This window comes from Rhodobacter sp. NSM (assembly GCF_052244495.1).
Classification (GTDB): domain Bacteria; phylum Pseudomonadota; class Alphaproteobacteria; order Rhodobacterales; family Rhodobacteraceae; genus Cereibacter_A.
This window is the reverse complement of record NZ_JBQPXH010000001.1, coordinates 130,498-145,242: the sequence shown is the minus strand read 5'-3', so window position 1 is coordinate 145,242 and position 14,745 is coordinate 130,498. Positions and strand designations below refer to the sequence as shown.

General features: G+C 68.2%; 16 protein-coding genes. 13 read left to right on the top strand and 3 right to left on the bottom strand.

Features of this window, described 5'->3' with window-relative positions; all coding sequences use genetic code 11:
* Nucleotides 1-127 precede the first annotated feature (127 nt).
* The 7 genes from ACTVZP_RS00645 to ACTVZP_RS00615 all read left to right on the top strand — a co-directional run bounded on the left by ACTVZP_RS00645 (nucleotide 128) and on the right by ACTVZP_RS00615 (nucleotide 7,320).
* Nucleotides 128-1,123, top strand: a complete 996-nt coding sequence (locus ACTVZP_RS00645; RefSeq protein WP_443210135.1) for a BMP family lipoprotein — start codon at nucleotides 128-130, stop codon at nucleotides 1,121-1,123.
* A complete protein-coding gene (locus ACTVZP_RS00640; protein WP_443210134.1) occupies nucleotides 1,124-2,701 on the top strand; it encodes an ABC transporter ATP-binding protein in 1,578 nt (525 codons plus the stop codon).
* Nucleotides 2,701-3,795 carry an ABC transporter permease gene (locus ACTVZP_RS00635; protein WP_443210133.1) on the top strand — a complete coding sequence of 365 codons (1,095 nt, stop codon included), beginning with the start codon at nucleotides 2,701-2,703 and terminating at the stop codon, nucleotides 3,793-3,795. The genes ACTVZP_RS00640 and ACTVZP_RS00635 overlap by 1 nt, the downstream gene beginning before the upstream one ends.
* Nucleotides 3,795-4,760 (top strand): ABC transporter permease, encoded by a 966-nt coding sequence (locus tag ACTVZP_RS00630; protein WP_443210132.1) that lies wholly within the window; start codon nucleotides 3,795-3,797, stop codon nucleotides 4,758-4,760. Before ACTVZP_RS00635 ends, ACTVZP_RS00630 begins: the two co-directional genes overlap by 1 nt.
* A gap of 1 nt (nucleotide 4,761) precedes the next feature.
* Complete coding sequence (locus ACTVZP_RS00625) at nucleotides 4,762-5,562, top strand: purine-nucleoside phosphorylase (RefSeq protein WP_443210131.1); 801 nt, start codon at nucleotides 4,762-4,764, stop codon at nucleotides 5,560-5,562.
* A gap of 82 nt (nucleotides 5,563-5,644) precedes the next feature.
* Nucleotides 5,645-6,565: a sulfite exporter TauE/SafE family protein gene (locus ACTVZP_RS00620; protein WP_443210130.1), complete on the top strand. Its 921-nt coding sequence runs from the start codon at nucleotides 5,645-5,647 to the stop codon at nucleotides 6,563-6,565.
* The gene (locus tag ACTVZP_RS00615) at nucleotides 6,562-7,320 is read left to right on the top strand and encodes a TIGR02186 family protein (RefSeq protein ID WP_443210129.1); all 759 of its coding nucleotides are present in this window, start codon (nucleotides 6,562-6,564) and stop codon (nucleotides 7,318-7,320) included. Before ACTVZP_RS00620 ends, ACTVZP_RS00615 begins: the two co-directional genes overlap by 4 nt.
* Here ACTVZP_RS00615 and ACTVZP_RS00610 read toward each other — a convergent pair.
* The 3 genes from ACTVZP_RS00610 to ACTVZP_RS00600 are packed head-to-tail and all read right to left on the bottom strand — an operon-like array spanning nucleotide 7,317 to nucleotide 9,665.
* On the bottom strand, nucleotides 7,317-8,678 hold the full coding sequence (locus ACTVZP_RS00610) for an MATE family efflux transporter (RefSeq protein WP_443210128.1): 1,362 nt from the start codon (nucleotides 8,676-8,678) through the stop codon (nucleotides 7,317-7,319). The two genes, ACTVZP_RS00615 and ACTVZP_RS00610, sit on opposite strands and share 4 nt — an antisense overlap.
* On the bottom strand, nucleotides 8,671-9,177 hold the full coding sequence (locus ACTVZP_RS00605; RefSeq protein ID WP_443210127.1) for a PaaI family thioesterase: 507 nt from the start codon (nucleotides 9,175-9,177) through the stop codon (nucleotides 8,671-8,673). Before ACTVZP_RS00605 ends, ACTVZP_RS00610 begins: the two co-directional genes overlap by 8 nt.
* Nucleotides 9,174-9,665 (bottom strand): PaaI family thioesterase, encoded by a 492-nt coding sequence (locus ACTVZP_RS00600; RefSeq protein ID WP_443210126.1) that lies wholly within the window; start codon nucleotides 9,663-9,665, stop codon nucleotides 9,174-9,176. The genes ACTVZP_RS00605 and ACTVZP_RS00600 overlap by 4 nt, the downstream gene beginning before the upstream one ends.
* Nucleotides 9,666-9,773: 108 nt before the next feature.
* Between ACTVZP_RS00600 and ACTVZP_RS00595 the strand changes: the two genes are divergently transcribed.
* The 6 genes from ACTVZP_RS00595 to ACTVZP_RS00570 all read left to right on the top strand — a co-directional run bounded on the left by ACTVZP_RS00595 (nucleotide 9,774) and on the right by ACTVZP_RS00570 (nucleotide 14,711).
* The gene (locus ACTVZP_RS00595) at nucleotides 9,774-10,154 is read left to right on the top strand and encodes a MerR family transcriptional regulator (RefSeq protein ID WP_443210125.1); all 381 of its coding nucleotides are present in this window, start codon (nucleotides 9,774-9,776) and stop codon (nucleotides 10,152-10,154) included.
* A gap of 123 nt (nucleotides 10,155-10,277) precedes the next feature.
* On the top strand, nucleotides 10,278-10,673 hold the full coding sequence (locus tag ACTVZP_RS00590; RefSeq protein ID WP_443210124.1) for a MerR family transcriptional regulator: 396 nt from the start codon (nucleotides 10,278-10,280) through the stop codon (nucleotides 10,671-10,673).
* A gap of 20 nt (nucleotides 10,674-10,693) precedes the next feature.
* A complete protein-coding gene (locus ACTVZP_RS00585) occupies nucleotides 10,694-12,469 on the top strand; it encodes an acyl-CoA dehydrogenase C-terminal domain-containing protein (protein ID WP_443210123.1) in 1,776 nt (591 codons plus the stop codon).
* Nucleotides 12,470-12,503: 34 nt separating this feature from the next.
* Nucleotides 12,504-12,947 carry a GFA family protein gene (locus ACTVZP_RS00580; protein ID WP_443210122.1) on the top strand — a complete coding sequence of 148 codons (444 nt, stop codon included), beginning with the start codon at nucleotides 12,504-12,506 and terminating at the stop codon, nucleotides 12,945-12,947.
* 73 nt (nucleotides 12,948-13,020) lie between these two features.
* On the top strand, nucleotides 13,021-14,232 hold the full coding sequence (locus tag ACTVZP_RS00575; RefSeq protein WP_443210121.1) for an acetyl-CoA C-acetyltransferase: 1,212 nt from the start codon (nucleotides 13,021-13,023) through the stop codon (nucleotides 14,230-14,232).
* On the top strand, nucleotides 14,232-14,711 hold the full coding sequence (locus ACTVZP_RS00570) for a cupin domain-containing protein (RefSeq protein ID WP_443210120.1): 480 nt from the start codon (nucleotides 14,232-14,234) through the stop codon (nucleotides 14,709-14,711). The genes ACTVZP_RS00575 and ACTVZP_RS00570 overlap by 1 nt, the downstream gene beginning before the upstream one ends.
* Nucleotides 14,712-14,745: the final 34 nt, after the last annotated feature.

The following is a 14,745-nucleotide window of genomic DNA, read 5'->3' as shown; positions in this document are numbered from 1 at the left end:
AAGCGCCCTGCCCGCCTCACAGAATCCTGTTGACCCGGTTCCGCCCTTCGGCCCTAGATTGACCCCGGACCTGCCGCGACCGGACGGGAAAAGAGCCGGCCGCGCACATGACAACCGGGAGAGCTCCATGACCCTCACCAAGACCCTTGCCGGCACCGCCGCGGCCCTAGCGCTGACCGCAGGGGCGGCGCTGGCCGATCCGGCGCTGATCTTCGACCTCGGCGGGAAGTTCGACAAGTCCTTCAACGAGGCGGCCTTCAACGGCGCGCAGCGCTGGAAGGAGGAGACGGGCGGCAGCTACAAGGAACTCGAGATGCAGTCCGAGGCGCAGCGCGAACAGGCGCTGCGGCGGCTGGCCGAGACCGGTGCGAACCCGATCGTGATGACCGGCTTCGCCTTCGGCGAGGTTCTGGACAAGGTGGCGCCCGATTATCCCGACACGAAGTTCGCCATCGTCGACGCGGTGGTGGAGCAGCCCAACGTCCGCTCGGTGGTCTTCTCCGAACACCAGGGCTCCTATCTCGTGGGCATGATGGCGGCCATGGCGTCGAAGTCGGATACCGTCGGCTTCGTGGGCGGCATGGACATCCCGCTGATCCGCAAGTTCGCCTGCGGCTATGCGGAGGGCTTCAAGGCCGTGAAGCCGGACGGCAATGTCATCATCAACATGACCGGCACGACGCCGGCCGCCTGGGCCGACCCGGTGAAGGGGGCGGAACTGGCCAAGTCGCAGATCTCGCAGGGGGCCGACGTGATCTATGCCGCCGCAGGCTCGACCGGGCTCGGCGTGCTGCAGGCGGCGGCGGACGAGGACATCCTGTCGATCGGGGTGGACAGCAACCAGAACCACCTGCATCCGGGCAAGGTGCTGACCTCGATGATCAAGCGCGTGGACAACACCGTCTATGACGCCTTCAAGGCGGGCGCCGATCTCGAGACCGGCACCGTCGTCGCGGATCTCGCGGGCGACGGCGTGGGCTATGCGCTCGACGAGAACAATGCGTCGCTCGTCACCGAGGAGATGAAGACGGCCGTCGATGACGCGGCCGCGAAGATCAAGTCGGGCGAGATCGAGGTGCACGACTACATGGCCGACAACGCCTGCCCGGCCGCGACCTTCTGAATGGCCGGGAGGCAGGCACAGGGGCGGCCCGATGCGGCCGCCCTTCCCCCCGCCATCGAGCTGCGCGGGATCTCGAAGGCCTTCGGCCCGGTGCAGGCGAACCGCGACATCCGCGTCCGCGTCGCCCGCGGCACGATCCATGGCATCATCGGCGAGAACGGCGCCGGCAAGTCCACGCTCATGTCGATCCTCTACGGCTTCTACCGCGCCGACGAGGGCGAGATCCTGATCGGCGGCAAGCCGACCCCCATCCCCGACAGCCAGAGCGCGATCCGCGCCGGCATCGGGATGGTGTTCCAGCACTTCAAGCTGGTCCCGAACTTCACCGTGCTCGAGAACGTGATCCTCGGCGCCGAGGAAGGCGCGCTGCTACGCCCCTCGCTTGCACGGGCGCGGCAGGAGTTGACGCGGCTCGCGCAGGACTACGACCTCGAGGTCGATCCCGACGCGCTGGTCGAGGATCTCTCGGTCGGCCACCAGCAACGGGTGGAGATCCTGAAGGCGCTCTATCGCCACGCCGACATCCTGATCCTCGACGAGCCGACGGGCGTGCTGACCCCTGCCGAGGCCGACCATCTGTTCCGCATTCTCGAGGGGCTGAAGGACCAGGGCAAGACGATCATCCTCATCACCCACAAGCTCCGCGAGATCATGGAGGTCACCGACGAGGTGAGCGTGATGCGCCGGGGCGAGATGGTGGCGACGGTGCGCACCGCCGAGACGAGCCCCGAGGAGCTGGCGGAATTGATGGTCGGGCGCAAGGTGCTTCTGCACGTGGACAAGGCGCCGGCCGCGCCGGGGCGCACCGTGCTCGAGGTCGAGGACCTGCGGGTGCGCGACGGCCACGGCGTCGAGCGGCTGAAGGGCGTGAGCCTCGAGCTCCGCGCGGGCGAGATCCTCGGCATCGCGGGCGTGGCGGGCAACGGGCAGTCGGAACTGCTCGAGGTGCTGGGCGGGATCGCCCATGGCACCGGCCGCGTGCTGCTGAACGGGCGGGATCTGGACCTTTCGGGGCGAAGCTGCAACGGCCGCACGCGGCGCGAGGCGGGGGTGGCGCATGTGCCCGAGGACCGGCAGCATCTCGGCATGATCCTCGACTTCGCAGCCTGGGAAAACGTAGCCTTCGGCTATCAGGACGCGCCGGAATACAACTCCGGCAGGCTCTTCATGGACAACGGGGCGATCAGATCGGACTGCGCGGGAAAGATGGCGCGCTTCGACGTGCGCCCGCCGATCCCGGCGCTGGCGGGCAAGAGCTTCTCGGGGGGCAACCAGCAGAAGCTGATCGTCGCCCGCGAGATCGAGCGCAACCCGGACCTGCTGCTGATCGGCCAGCCGACGCGCGGCGTGGACATCGGGGCAATCGAATTCATCCACAAGCAGATCGTGGCGCTCCGCGATGCGGGCAAGGCCATCCTTCTGGTCAGTGTGGAGCTCGACGAGATCCTGAACCTCTCCGACCGCATCGCGGTCATGTTCGACGGCCGGATCATGGGCTTCCGCGACCCGAAGACGACCGATGAGCGCGAGCTGGGCCTGCTGATGGCCGGCATGGACGGGACGAGGGGGGCCGCCTGATGGAGAGGATGCCGGGCTGGGCCGATGCGCTCCTCGTGCCGCTGATCTCGCTGGTCGTGGCCTTCGCCATCTCGTCGGTCGTGATCCTCGCCATCGGCGAGAGCCCGTGGGAGGCGATGAAGCTCATGGTGACGGGGGCGCTCGGCTCCAGCTATGGCTGGGGCTACACGCTCTACTATGCCACGAACTTCATCTTCACCGGCCTTGCCGTGGCGGTGGCCTTCCATGCGAGCCTCTTCAACATCGGCGGAGAGGGACAGGCGACGCTGGGCGGGCTCGGGGTGGCGCTGGCCTGCCTCTTCGTGCCCTGGCCGCACTGGTCGCTGGCCCTGATCGGCGCGGCCGCCATGGGGGCGGCCTTCGGCGCGCTCTGGGCCGCCCTGCCCGCCTGGCTGCAGGCCAGGCGCGGCAGCCACATCGTCATCACGACGATCATGTTCAACTTCATCGCCGCCTCGCTGCTGAACTACGTCCTCGTCAACGTCCTGCGGCCGACCGGCAGCATGGATCCGGCGACGGCCCGCTTTCCCGCGGCAACGAACCTGCCGGGCGTGGGCGACATGCTGACCGCCATCGGCATCCCCTTCTCGACGACGACCCCCGCCAACATCACCCTCCTGATCGCGATCGCCGCCTGCGTCCTCGTCTGGGCGCTGATCTGGAGGACGCGCCTCGGCTACGAGATCCGCGCCTTCGGCAAGTCCGAGAAGGCCGCGGTCTATGCCGGGATCTCGCCGGTGCGCATCACCATGCTGGCCATGCTGATCTCGGGCGCGCTGGCCGGGCTCATGGCGATCAACAACGTCATGGGCGAGGCCGAGCGGCTGGTGCTGAACTCGGTCGAGGGGGCAGGCTTCATCGGCATCGCCGTCGCCCTGATGGGCCGCTCGCATCCCTTCGGTGTCCTTCTCGCCGCGCTGCTCTTCGGCTTCCTCTATCAGGGCGGGGCCGAACTCGCGCTCTGGACCTCGATCCCGCGGGAACTGATCACCGTCATCCAGGCGCTCGTGATCCTCTTCACCGGCGCGCTCGACAACATGGTGCGCCAGCCGGTCGAGGCGCTGTTCCTGCGCCTGCGGAAGGGGACCCGGTGATGGACCTGCCGACGCTGATCCAGATCCTCGACTCGATGATCCGGCTGGGGACGCCGCTGTTGCTGGCCTGCCTCGCCGGCCTCTTCTCCGAGAGGGCCGGCATCTTCGACATCGGGCTCGAGGGCAAGATGCTCTCGGCGGCCTTCCTTTCGGCGGCGGTGGCCTTCGTCACCGGCTCGGTCTGGCTGGGCCTCATGGCCGGGATCGTGGCTTCGCTGCTGATGTCGGCGATCCATGGGCTCGCCTCGATCACCTTCCGCGGCAACCAGCTCATTTCGGGCGTCGCGATCAACTTCCTCGCCTCCGGGCTGACCGTTCTGCTGGGACAGTACTGGTTCGCGCTCGGGGGGCGCACGCCTTCGCTGGAAGGGGCGGCGCGCTTCACGCCGATCACCCTGCCCTTCGCACCCGAGCTGCGGGACGTGCCCGTGATCGGCCCGATCTACCACGAGCTCATCTCGGGCCATACCGCGCTGGTCTATGTGGCCTTCCTCATGGTGCCGCTGTCCTGGTGGCTGCTCTACCGCACGCGGTTCGGGCTGAGGCTGCGCGCGGTGGGCGAGAACCCGGCCGCGGTCGATACGGCGGGCGTCTCGGTCGTGGGGATCCGTTATGCCGCGGTGGCGATCTGCGGTCTGCTGACGGGGCTTGCCGGCGCCTATCTCGCCTGCAGCCTCTCGGCGGGCTTCGTCAAGGAGATGACCGCCGGACGCGGCTACATCGCCCTTGCGGCCCTGATCTTCGCCAAGTGGAGGCCGTGGCAGGCGCTCGGCGCGACCATGCTCTTCGGGCTGCTCGAGGCGATCGCGAACCGCTACCAGAAGCTGAGCATCTGGGAGCTGCCGATCCCGGTGCAGTTCATGCAGGCGCTGCCCTACATCCTCACCGTCATCATCCTGGCAGGCTTCGTCGGCAAGGCGATCCCGCCGCGCGCGGGCGGCCAACCCTATGTGAAGGAACGCTGAGATGCCGGTCGACATGCTCGCGAGCCTGATCCGGTCCCGGGCCGGACACGAGCCGGTGCGGCTGGGCCTCGTTCTCGGCTCGGGCCTGGGCCATCTGGCGGAGGCGGTCGAGGGCGTGGCGCTGCCCTATGACGAGCTGACGGGCTTCCCCCATGCGGGCGTCTCGGGCCACAATCCGAAGCTGGTCGTGGGACAGCTCGAGGGCGTGCGGGTCGCGGTCTTCGGCGGGCGCGCCCACTATTACGAGAGCGGCAATCCGGCGGCGATGCGCGTGCCGCTTGCGGTGCTGAAGCAGCTGGGGGCCGAGGCGCTGATCGCGACGAACGCCGCCGGCAGCCTGCGACCGGACCTGCCGCCGGGAAGCCTGATGCTGCTCTCGGACCACCTGAACCTCTCGGGCGCGAACCCGCTGATCGGAGAGACCTCCGACGCGCGCTTCGTTCCGATGACCGAAGCCTATGACGCGGGCCTGCGCGACCGGCTGCGGTCGGCGGCCGAGACGGCGCAGGTGGAGCTTGGAGAAGGCATCTACGCCTGGTTCTCGGGCCCCTCCTTCGAGACGCCTGCCGAGATCCGCATGGCGAAGATGCTGGGCGCCGATGCGGTCGGCATGTCGACGGTACCCGAGGTCATCCTCGCCCGCTTCTTCGGCATGAAGGCCGCCGCCATCTCGACGATCACCAACATGGGCGCGGGCCTCTCCGACGAGGCCATCAGCCACGAACACACCAAGGCCATGGCTCCCCTCGGAGCGGCGAAACTGGAACGGGTGTTGCGGGAGTTCCTTCGTCGCCTGCGATGAAGGACAAGCGGTTTCGGTCATTTGACAAGACATGCCGCAGCGCGCATTTCTTGAGCACCTCCTCTCCCCCGTGAACGGCCCCATGCAGCTTTACCTCCCCATAGCCGAGGTGTCGGTCAACATCTTCCTTCTGCTCGGGCTCGGCGGGATCGTCGGCTTCATGTCCGGCATGTTCGGAGTGGGTGGAGGCTTCCTCATCACGCCGCTGCTGTTCTTCATCGGCATCCCGCCGGCCGTGGCCGTGGCGACCGGCGCGAACCAGGTCGTGGCCTCTTCGGTCTCGGGCGTCCTCGCGCAGCTCAAGCGCAAGACCGTCGATTTCCGCATGGGGCTCGTGCTGCTCGCAGGCGGTGTGGCGGGGTCGGCCTTCGGCGTCGCGGTCTTCGCCCGGCTGAACACCCTCGGGCAGGTCGACCTCTTCGTGCAGCTGGCCTATGTCCTCTTCCTCGGTCTCGTGGGCACCCTCATGCTGCAGGAGAGCGTCCGCACCCTGCGACGCTCGCGGCGGCCCGGCGCGCCGGTCAGGCGGGCCCGGCAGCACGGCTGGGCGCACAAGATGCCCCTCAAGATGAAGTTCCGCGCCTCCGGCCTCTACATCTCGGTGATCCCGCCGATGATCGTCGGGGCCTTCGTGGGCTTCCTGGCGGCGATCATGGGCGTCGGTGGCGGCTTCATCATGGTGCCGGCGATGATCTACCTGCTGGGGATGCCCACCAAGATCGTGATCGGCACCTCGCTCTTTCAGATCATCTTCGTCACCGCCTTCACCACCGTCATGCATGCGGTGACCAGCCAGACCGTCGACATGGCGCTGGCGCTCCTCCTGATCGTGGGCGGCGTCATCGGCGCTCAGGTCGGCGCCCGCATCGGCGTCAGGCTCAGGGCCGAACAGCTCCGCATCCTGCTCTCGCTGCTGGTGCTCGTCGTCTGCGGAAAGATCGCGGCCGACCTGCTGATCCGCCCGAACGAGCTCTACAGCCTGACCGTGGGGGTGCTTCCGTGATCCGGCTGCTCGTCCTGATCCTCGCCTTCTGCGCGCCCGCCGCGCTGGCGCAGGACGAGCGCATCGTCCTCGGCCTCTCCGAGACGCGGGTCTCGATCACGGCCGACTTCCAGGGCTCTCAGATCATGATCTATGGCGCGGTTCAGCGCTACACCCCTGAGCCCACGGGGGATCTGGGGGTGATCGTGACGGTCTCGGGTCCGCCGACGCAGGTGATGGTCCGCAAGAAGGAAAGGCGCTTCGGCATCTGGATCAACCGAGAGAAGGTCCGGATCGGTCGCGCGCCGAGCTTCTATGCCGTGGCGACTTCGGGGCCGCTCCCGCAGGTTCTCTCGGCCACCGACAACCTGCGCTACAAGATCACCACGCCGCGCGCGATCCGCGCCATCGGCATCAGCTCTCAGGCAGAGAACGCGCCAAGCTTCGTCGAGGCGCTGGAGCGGATACGGACGCGCGAGGAGCGCTATGTCACGGCGGAGGGCGCCGTGCGGCTGACCGAGGGCACTCTCTTCCGCACAGACGTGCAGCTTCCCGCGAATCTGACCGAGGGAGACTACGGCGTCCGGGTGTTCCTGACCCGGGACGGCCGCGTGGTGGACGTGTTCGAGGATACGATCGGGGTGCAGAAGGCAGGGGTGGAGCGCTTCATCTTCGCGCTGGCCCACGAGCAGCCTCTGATCTACGGGCTGCTGTCCCTCGTGCTCGCCGTGGTCGCCGGCTGGGGCGCCTCCGCCGCCTTCCGCTTCGTCCGCTAGGCGGCGGCCACCCGTTCCACCCGTGGATAGAGCAGCGCCATGGTCACGCCGCGCGCACCGTTCAGGACGGCGAGCGCGGCCCAGAGGCCGTGATTGCCGAAGAGCGGCACGAAAGCCAGAAGCGCCAGCGCATAGAGCGCGACCGAGACCATGATCGCCTGCATCATCTCGCGCGTGCGGGTGGCACCGATGAAGATGCCGTCGTAGATCCAGCTGGCCACGCCGATCAGCGGGGCCGCGACCAGCCACGGCAGGTAGGCGCGAGACTCGGCCCGCACCTCGGGCGAGGTCGAGATCAGGTCGATGATCGGCGGACCGAAAAGCGCGATCCCCAGCGCGATGAGCACCGCACCGCCCGCGCCCCATTGTCCGAGCATGATCGACGCCCGCCGCACCCGGGGAACCGACCGCGCGCCGACCGCCTGCCCCACCAGCGCCTCGGCCGCGAAGGCGAAGCCGTCGAGCGCGTAGGCCGAGACCTCGAGGAACTGCAGCAGCACCTGATTGGCGGCCAGCGTCACGTCGCCGAAGCCTGCGCCGAGGAAGACGAAGGCGGTGAAGCTGCACTGAAGCAGGACCGAGCGGACCATGATGTCCCGGTTCACGCCCAGCATCCGCCGGATCGCCTCGGCATCGGCCAGCCGCGCGCGAGCGGCTGTCAGCACCGGGCCGAAAGCCTCGCGGCAGAGCCAGAGGCCAAGCGCAAGACCCGTCCATTCCGCGATCAGCGTGGCCGAGGCCACGCCTGCAACGCCGAGGCCCATCCCCAGCACGAAGAGCAGGTCGAGCAGGATGTTGAGTCCGTTCATCCAGAGCTGCAGGACGAGAATGCCCCGCGTCCGCTCGAGCGCCACGAGCCAGCCCGTGACGGCAAAAAGCGCGATGGTCGCCGGCGCCCCCCAGATCCGGATGGAAAGATAGGTCCGCGTCAGCGCCTCGACCTCGGCCGAGGCCGGCGCCACGCGAAAGGTGGCCCAGATCACCGGCACCTGCAGCAGGATGAAGCAGAGCCCCGCTCCGCACCCGATCAGGAGCGATCGCAGCAGGATGGCAGAGCGCTCGGCCTCGTCGCCCGCGCCATGCGCCTGCGCCGCAAGCCCCGAGGTTCCCATGCGCAGGAAGGAAAAGACCCAGTAGAGCGTCGCCAGCACGACGGCGCCGAGACCCACCGCGCCGATGGGGGCCGCCTCGCCGAGTTGCCCCACGACACCCGTGTCCACCGCGCCCAGCAGCGGCACGGTCGCGTTCGAGATCACGATCGGCAGAGCCATCCGCAGGATGCGCCGGTGGGTGATGTCAGCCGCGCTCGGCGGGCTGGCGGCTCCCGCGGCGGGGGCCGCGGGCGGGACCTCACTCATGGCGCGCGGGCATCAGGAAGTGCCCGGTAGCCTGGGCGAAGGGCCGCACCCGGTTATCCTGCCAGGCCTCGACATGCACGCTCGCGTAGCGGCGGCCCGAGCGGTTCACCCGCGCCCGCGCATAGGCGTCGCGCGGCAGCCCCGAACGCAGGTAGTCTACGGTGAAGTCGATGGTCTTGGGCAGTCGCGGCAGATGGGCCTCGATCTGCGCCGGATCGAGCCGGCCCTGCTCCATCTCCTGCCAGAGGACGGACCACGAAAGCTCGATGATGGCGGCCACCTCGAGGAAAGCCGCCGTCACGCCGCCGTGGATGGCGGGCAGCATTGGATTGCCGATCAGCTTCTCGTCGAAGGGCAGGACCGCCGTCAGCTCGTCGCCGCGCCGGTCGAACTGGATGCCGAGATAGGTGATGTAGGGAACGCCCGAAACAAGCGCGCGGAGCGCCGCGTCACGGCGCTGCTTGACGATCTGGACGGGCTCGGGCTGCGGGCGGCTCATTGCGCACCGCCCTGCTCTTCGGCCGCGGCCGAGACGGCGGCGGTCGCGCGAGAGGCGTCGAGCGCCCCGGTCCGCATGCGCTCGACCGTGAAGGCGCCGGTGGCCGTGGCGACCGGCCGGCTCTCGTCCTCGTCCGTCGCCGTCGCCCGCACGAAGGCCACCGTCCGCGTGACATGGTAGCACACCGCAACCGCCCGGATCCGCTGCCCCGGCGCGGCGGGTCGCATGTAGTCGATCCGCAGATCGAGTGTCGCCGTCGAGGGTCCGGCCTCGGGGTGGGACATCACTGCAGCACCGCTCGCCGTGTCCATCAGCGCCGAGACCGCGCCGCCATGGATGACGCCCGTCGCGGGGTCGCCCACGAAGCGCGCGTCCCACGGCATCGAGATCACGGCCCGTCCCTCGCCCAGTTCGTCGAGTTCCATGGCGAGAGCCCGGGAATGGGGAATCGCCTCGATGAATTGCCGGGCGAGCGCTATGTCGGTCATGGGATCACCTTCCTGCGGGGCCTGCATCATCGCCCATCGCGCGCGGGCCGCAAGGCCAGATTGCGCCCGCTTCGGCTTGCGCTTACCTTGCGCCCACGGAGGAAGCCCATGTCCGATACCCGTCTCAACTTCAAGGAAATGTGTGCCCGGTTCGACGTCACTCCGCGGACCCTGCGCTACTACGAATACATCGAGCTCCTGCAGCCCGAGAAGGAGGGACGCGCCCGGTTCTACGGCCCGCGCGAGATCGCCCGCATGACCCTGATCCTGCGCGGCCGCCGCTTCGGATTCGGGCTCGAGGAGATCCGCCAGTGGCTGCTCATCTACCAGCAGAAGGGCACCCGGCCGCAGCTCGAGGCGTGGATCGAGATGGCCGACCGGCAGCTTGCAGAACTGGCGCGGCAGAGGGCGGATCTCGAGGTGACGATCGCCGATCTTCAGGCGCTCAGGGACTCGACAGCCGAGGAACTGGCCACTCCCGAAAGCTGACACGACGTCACAGGCAGCCTTGACGTCACGTAACGTTTACGTCAACGTCAAGTCCTCTGGTAACCCTCGCATCACGATCCATCTGGAGGGCAACCGAGCCCCTCCGGAGCCTGTGAGAGAGTGATGACCAGCGACGTGATGACCATTCGCGAAATGTGCGACGCGTACGACGTGACGCCGCGCACCTTGCGCTTTTACGAGTCGAAGGAACTGCTGTTCCCGATCCGGGACGGCACCAAGCGCTTCTTCACGCGGCGCGATCGTGCACGGCTGAAGCTGATCCTGCGCGGCAAGCGCTTCGGGTTCAGCCTCGAGGAAATTCGCCAGCTTCTCGATCTCTACGACCGCGACGGCAGCCAGGAGTTGCAGTTGGCGCGCACCTATCAGGTGGCCAAGCAGCGGCTCGAGCAGATGGAGCGACAGCGCGCCGAGCTGGACGAGGCGATCGCGGAGCTGAAGGAGCAACTGGCCTGGGGCGAGGAGGCGCTGGCCGCCTTCCGCCGCTCTGCGGCCGAGTGACTGCCAGAGGGAGGAGAGGAATGTCCATCTACAACGCGCCCGTGAACGACATGCAGTTCATCCTGCACGACGTTCTGAACGTGTCCGGATCGGGGATCCCGGGCTATGACGAACTGGAGCCCGACTTTACCTCCGCCGTGCTGGATGAGGCCGGCAAGCTCGCGCGGGACGTGCTCGCGCCGCTCAATAGCGTGGGCGACATGCAGGGTTGCCGTCTCGAGAACGGCGTGGTGCGCACGCCGGACGGCTTCGCCGAGGCCTTCGACAAGCTCAAGGAAGGTGGCTGGACCGCGCTGGACTGCGATCCCGAATATGGCGGCCAGGGCCTGCCCTATCTCATGCAGACGGCGGTGGGCGAGATCTTCGTCTCGGCCAACATGGCCTTCAACATGTATCAGGGCCTGACCCACGGCGCCTATTCCGCCATCCACACGCACGGCACCGAAGAGCAGAAGCGCACCTGGCTGCCGAAGATGGTGACCTGCGACTGGACCGGCACCATGAACCTGACCGAGCCCCATGCGGGCACCGATCTCGGCATGATGCGCACCAAGGCCCAGCCGCAGGAGGACGGGTCCTACCTGATCACCGGCGAGAAGATCTTCATCTCGGCCGGCGATCACGACATGGCCGAGAACATCGTCCACCTCGTGCTGGCCAAGGCACCGGGCGGCGGCGAGGGGACGAAGGGTGTCTCGCTCTTCATCGTGCCGAAATACCTCGTGAACGAGGACGGATCGCTCGGCGAGCGCAACAACGTCACGGTCGGCAAGATCGAGCACAAGATGGGCATTCACGGCAATGCCACCTGCGTGCTGAACTACGACGGCGCGAAGGGCTGGCTGCTGGGCGAACTCCACAAGGGGATGCGCGCCATGTTCACGATGATGAACGAGGCGCGGCTCGGCGTGGGCCTGCAGGGCTATGCGGTGGCCGAGACCGCCTATCAGAACGCCGTGGCCTACGCGCGCGACCGGTTGCAGGGCCGCTCGCTCTCGGGCCAGGGCACCACGGCCGGGGCGGCCGATCCGCTGATCGTCCATCCCGACATCCGCCGCAACCTGATGGACCAGAAGAGCTTCATCGAGGGCGCCCGCGCGCTCACCTTCTGGGGGGCGCAACTCATCGACCGTTCGGTCCGGCAGGGGGATGCCGAGGCCGAGGGGCTGATCTCGCTGCTGACACCCGTCATCAAGGGCTTCCAGACCGACAAGGGCCTCGAATGCGCGGTCGCCGCGCAGCAGGTCTGGGGTGGCCACGGCTATGTCGAGGAGAACGGCATGAGCCAGTTCGTCCGCGACGCGCGGATCGCCATGATCTACGAGGGCGCAAACGGCATCCAGGCGCTCGACCTCGTGGGCCGCAAGCTCGCGGCGGAAGGCGGCAAGCCCGCGATGGCCTTCTTCCAGATGATCCGCGGCTTCGTGAAGGATCACGAGGGGGACCCCCGCCTCAAGGGCTTCGTCGAGCCGCTGAAGCAGGCGTCGAAGGACACGCAGAGGGCCGCGATGTTCTTTGCCGAGAAGGGAATGAAGAACCCCGACGAGGCGCTGGCCGGCTCCTACGACTTCATGACCATGATGGGCCATCTCTGCCTTGGCTACATGTGGACGAAGATGGCGAAGGCCGCGATGGAGGCGCTCGAGGCCGGGCGCGGCGACCGCGACGCGCTCGAGGCCAAGATCGCGACCGGGCGCTACTACATGGCGCGCCACCTGCCCGCGACGGCGCTGCATCTGGCGCGGATCGAGAGCGGCGCGGAGCCGGTGATGGGGCTGCCCGCCGAGGCCTTCTGAGGCCCGGCCCGGGTCCTGAGGGAGGGACCGACCGATGCGTGAGGGATGGAGAAGCGAACCCGCCGCCCATGGCGGCTGCCAGTGCGGCGCGGTGCGCTTTGAATTGCCGGCAGGGCCGAAGAAGTCCACGGTGTGCCACTGCCGGATGTGCCAGCGCGCGACGGGCAATGCCTTCGCGCCGCTGCTCGAGGTGCCGACCTCGGAAGTGACCTGGCATGGCACGCCGTCCGTCTGGGCCTCTTCATCGGTGGCAGAACGCGGCTTCTGCTCCACCTGCGGAACGCCGCTTTTCTATCGCAGCGGCGACACGACCGAATTCATGGCCGGAAGCCTGACGGGCTTCGACTACCGGCCCGTCGCCAATCACGGCGTGGAAGGGTGCGTTCCGTGGGTGAAGGGACTCCACCATCTCCCGGATCATGCGACGCGGCCCGAGCTTGTGGCCGAGGTCGTGTCGCATCAGGCACCCGAAGAGTGAAGCGCGCGTCCCGCGGGCGCGCGAGAACATGCGACAGGGCCAGGACCTCGACCGTCCGGCCGGAGGAGGACAGATGACCGACGCCTACATCTACGACGCCGTGCGCACGCCGCGCGGCAAGGGCCGGCCGGATGGTGCGCTGCACGAGGTGACTTCGGTCGCGCTTTCGGCACGGGTGCTGAACGCCGTGAAGGAGCGCAACCATCTGAACGGCGCGCATATCGAGGACGTGATCTGGGGCAATGCCACGCAGGTCGGCGAGCAGGGCGGCTGCCTCGCGCGTTCGGCGGTGCTGCTCTCGGATCTCGACGAGAAGATCCCCGGCCTCTCGATCAACCGCTTCTGCGCGAGCGGCATGGAGGCGGTGAACCTCGCCGCGAACCAGGTGCGCGCCGGCGCGGGTGAGGCCTATATCGCCGGCGGGGTCGAGATGATGAGCCGTGTTGCCATGGGCTCGGACGGGGCCGCGATCGCGGTCGATCCCTCGCTCGCGATGAAAAGCTATTTCGTGCCTCAGGGCATCTCGGCCGACATCATTGCCACGCGCTACGGCTTCTCGCGCGACGACGTGGACGCGCTGGCCGTCGAGAGCCAGAAGCGGGCCGCCGCCGCCTGGGAGGCGGGACATTTCGGAAAGTCCGTGGTGCCGGTGCGCGACCAGAACGGCGTGATGATCCTCGAGCGGGACGAATACCTGCGCCCAGGCACCGACATGCAGTCGCTGGGCGCGCTGAAGCCCGCGTTCAAGGAGATGGGCGAGCAGATGCCGGGCTTCGACAAGCTCGCCGTCATGAAATATCCCGAGCTGGAGAAGATCGAACACGTCCATCACGCCGGCAACTCCTCGGGCATCGTGGACGGGGCGGCGGCGATCCTGATCGGCAGCCGTGAATTCGGCGAAGCGAACGGCCTGACGCCCCGCGCCCGCATCCGCGCGACGGCCAAGATCGGCACCGACCCGACGATCATGCTGACTGGCCCGGTTCCGGTGACCGAGAAGATCCTGAAGGACTCGGGCATGCAGATCGCGGACATCGACCTCTTCGAGGTGAACGAGGCCTTCGCGGCGGTCGTCCTGCGCTTCCAGCAGGCCTTCGGCGTCGATGCCGACCGGGTGAACGTGAACGGCGGCGCGATCGCCATGGGCCATCCGCTGGGCGCCACCGGGGCCATCATCATCGGCACGCTGCTCGACGAGCTCGAACGCAGCGGCAAGGGCGTGGGCCTCGCGACGCTCTGCGTGGCCTCGGGCATGGGGGCTGCGACGATCATCGAGAGGCTGTGATGGGCGTCCTCGACCTCGCCGCCTGCCCGGTCAAGTCCGGCTCGATCTATCCCGATCCCTATGCCGCGATGATGGCGGGCCGCAGCTCGCTCCGGCTGGGACAGGCTGGCGGGCTCACGCAGTTCGGCGTGAACCTCGTGACGCTGGAGCCCGGCGCCATGTCCTCGCTGCGCCACTGGCACGAGAACGAGGACGAGTTCGTGATGGTGACCGAAGGGGAATGCACATTGGTGCAGGACGCTGGCGAGCATGTGATGCGGCCGGGCGACTGCGCGGCCTTCCCTGCGGGAGACCCCGACGGCCACCACTTCCTGAACCGCACCGACCGGGTGGCACGGTTCCTCGTCGTGGGCACGAAGGCCCCGCGCGAGGTCGCGCATTACCCGGACCACGATCTCCTGCTGCAGATCGAGGGCACCGAGGCCCGTTGCACCTATCGCGACGGCACGCCATGGGCTGGCCCGCGCGAGCCGAAGTGACCGAATTGCGGGAGGGGCGCCCGGGGTGCCCCTC

Coding starts and splice junctions, on each gene's coding strand:
- ACTVZP_RS00630 (WP_443210132.1), top strand. CDS start 3,795: ATGGACCTGCCGACGCTGATCCAGATCCTCGACTCGATGATCCGGCTG.
- ACTVZP_RS00585 (WP_443210123.1), top strand. CDS start 10,694: ATGTCCATCTACAACGCGCCCGTGAACGACATGCAGTTCATCCTGCAC.
- ACTVZP_RS00580 (WP_443210122.1), top strand. CDS start 12,504: ATGCGTGAGGGATGGAGAAGCGAACCCGCCGCCCATGGCGGCTGCCAG.
- ACTVZP_RS00605 (WP_443210127.1), bottom strand. CDS start 9,177: ATGAGCCGCCCGCAGCCCGAGCCCGTCCAGATCGTCAAGCAGCGCCGT.
- ACTVZP_RS00640 (WP_443210134.1), top strand. CDS start 1,124: ATGGCCGGGAGGCAGGCACAGGGGCGGCCCGATGCGGCCGCCCTTCCC.
- ACTVZP_RS00625 (WP_443210131.1), top strand. CDS start 4,762: ATGCCGGTCGACATGCTCGCGAGCCTGATCCGGTCCCGGGCCGGACAC.
- ACTVZP_RS00610 (WP_443210128.1), bottom strand. CDS start 8,678: ATGAGTGAGGTCCCGCCCGCGGCCCCCGCCGCGGGAGCCGCCAGCCCG.
- ACTVZP_RS00570 (WP_443210120.1), top strand. CDS start 14,232: ATGGGCGTCCTCGACCTCGCCGCCTGCCCGGTCAAGTCCGGCTCGATC.
- ACTVZP_RS00595 (WP_443210125.1), top strand. CDS start 9,774: ATGTCCGATACCCGTCTCAACTTCAAGGAAATGTGTGCCCGGTTCGAC.
- ACTVZP_RS00620 (WP_443210130.1), top strand. CDS start 5,645: ATGCAGCTTTACCTCCCCATAGCCGAGGTGTCGGTCAACATCTTCCTT.
- ACTVZP_RS00645 (WP_443210135.1), top strand. CDS start 128: ATGACCCTCACCAAGACCCTTGCCGGCACCGCCGCGGCCCTAGCGCTG.
- ACTVZP_RS00635 (WP_443210133.1), top strand. CDS start 2,701: ATGGAGAGGATGCCGGGCTGGGCCGATGCGCTCCTCGTGCCGCTGATC.
- ACTVZP_RS00600 (WP_443210126.1), bottom strand. CDS start 9,665: ATGACCGACATAGCGCTCGCCCGGCAATTCATCGAGGCGATTCCCCAT.
- ACTVZP_RS00575 (WP_443210121.1), top strand. CDS start 13,021: ATGACCGACGCCTACATCTACGACGCCGTGCGCACGCCGCGCGGCAAG.
- ACTVZP_RS00590 (WP_443210124.1), top strand. CDS start 10,278: ATGACCAGCGACGTGATGACCATTCGCGAAATGTGCGACGCGTACGAC.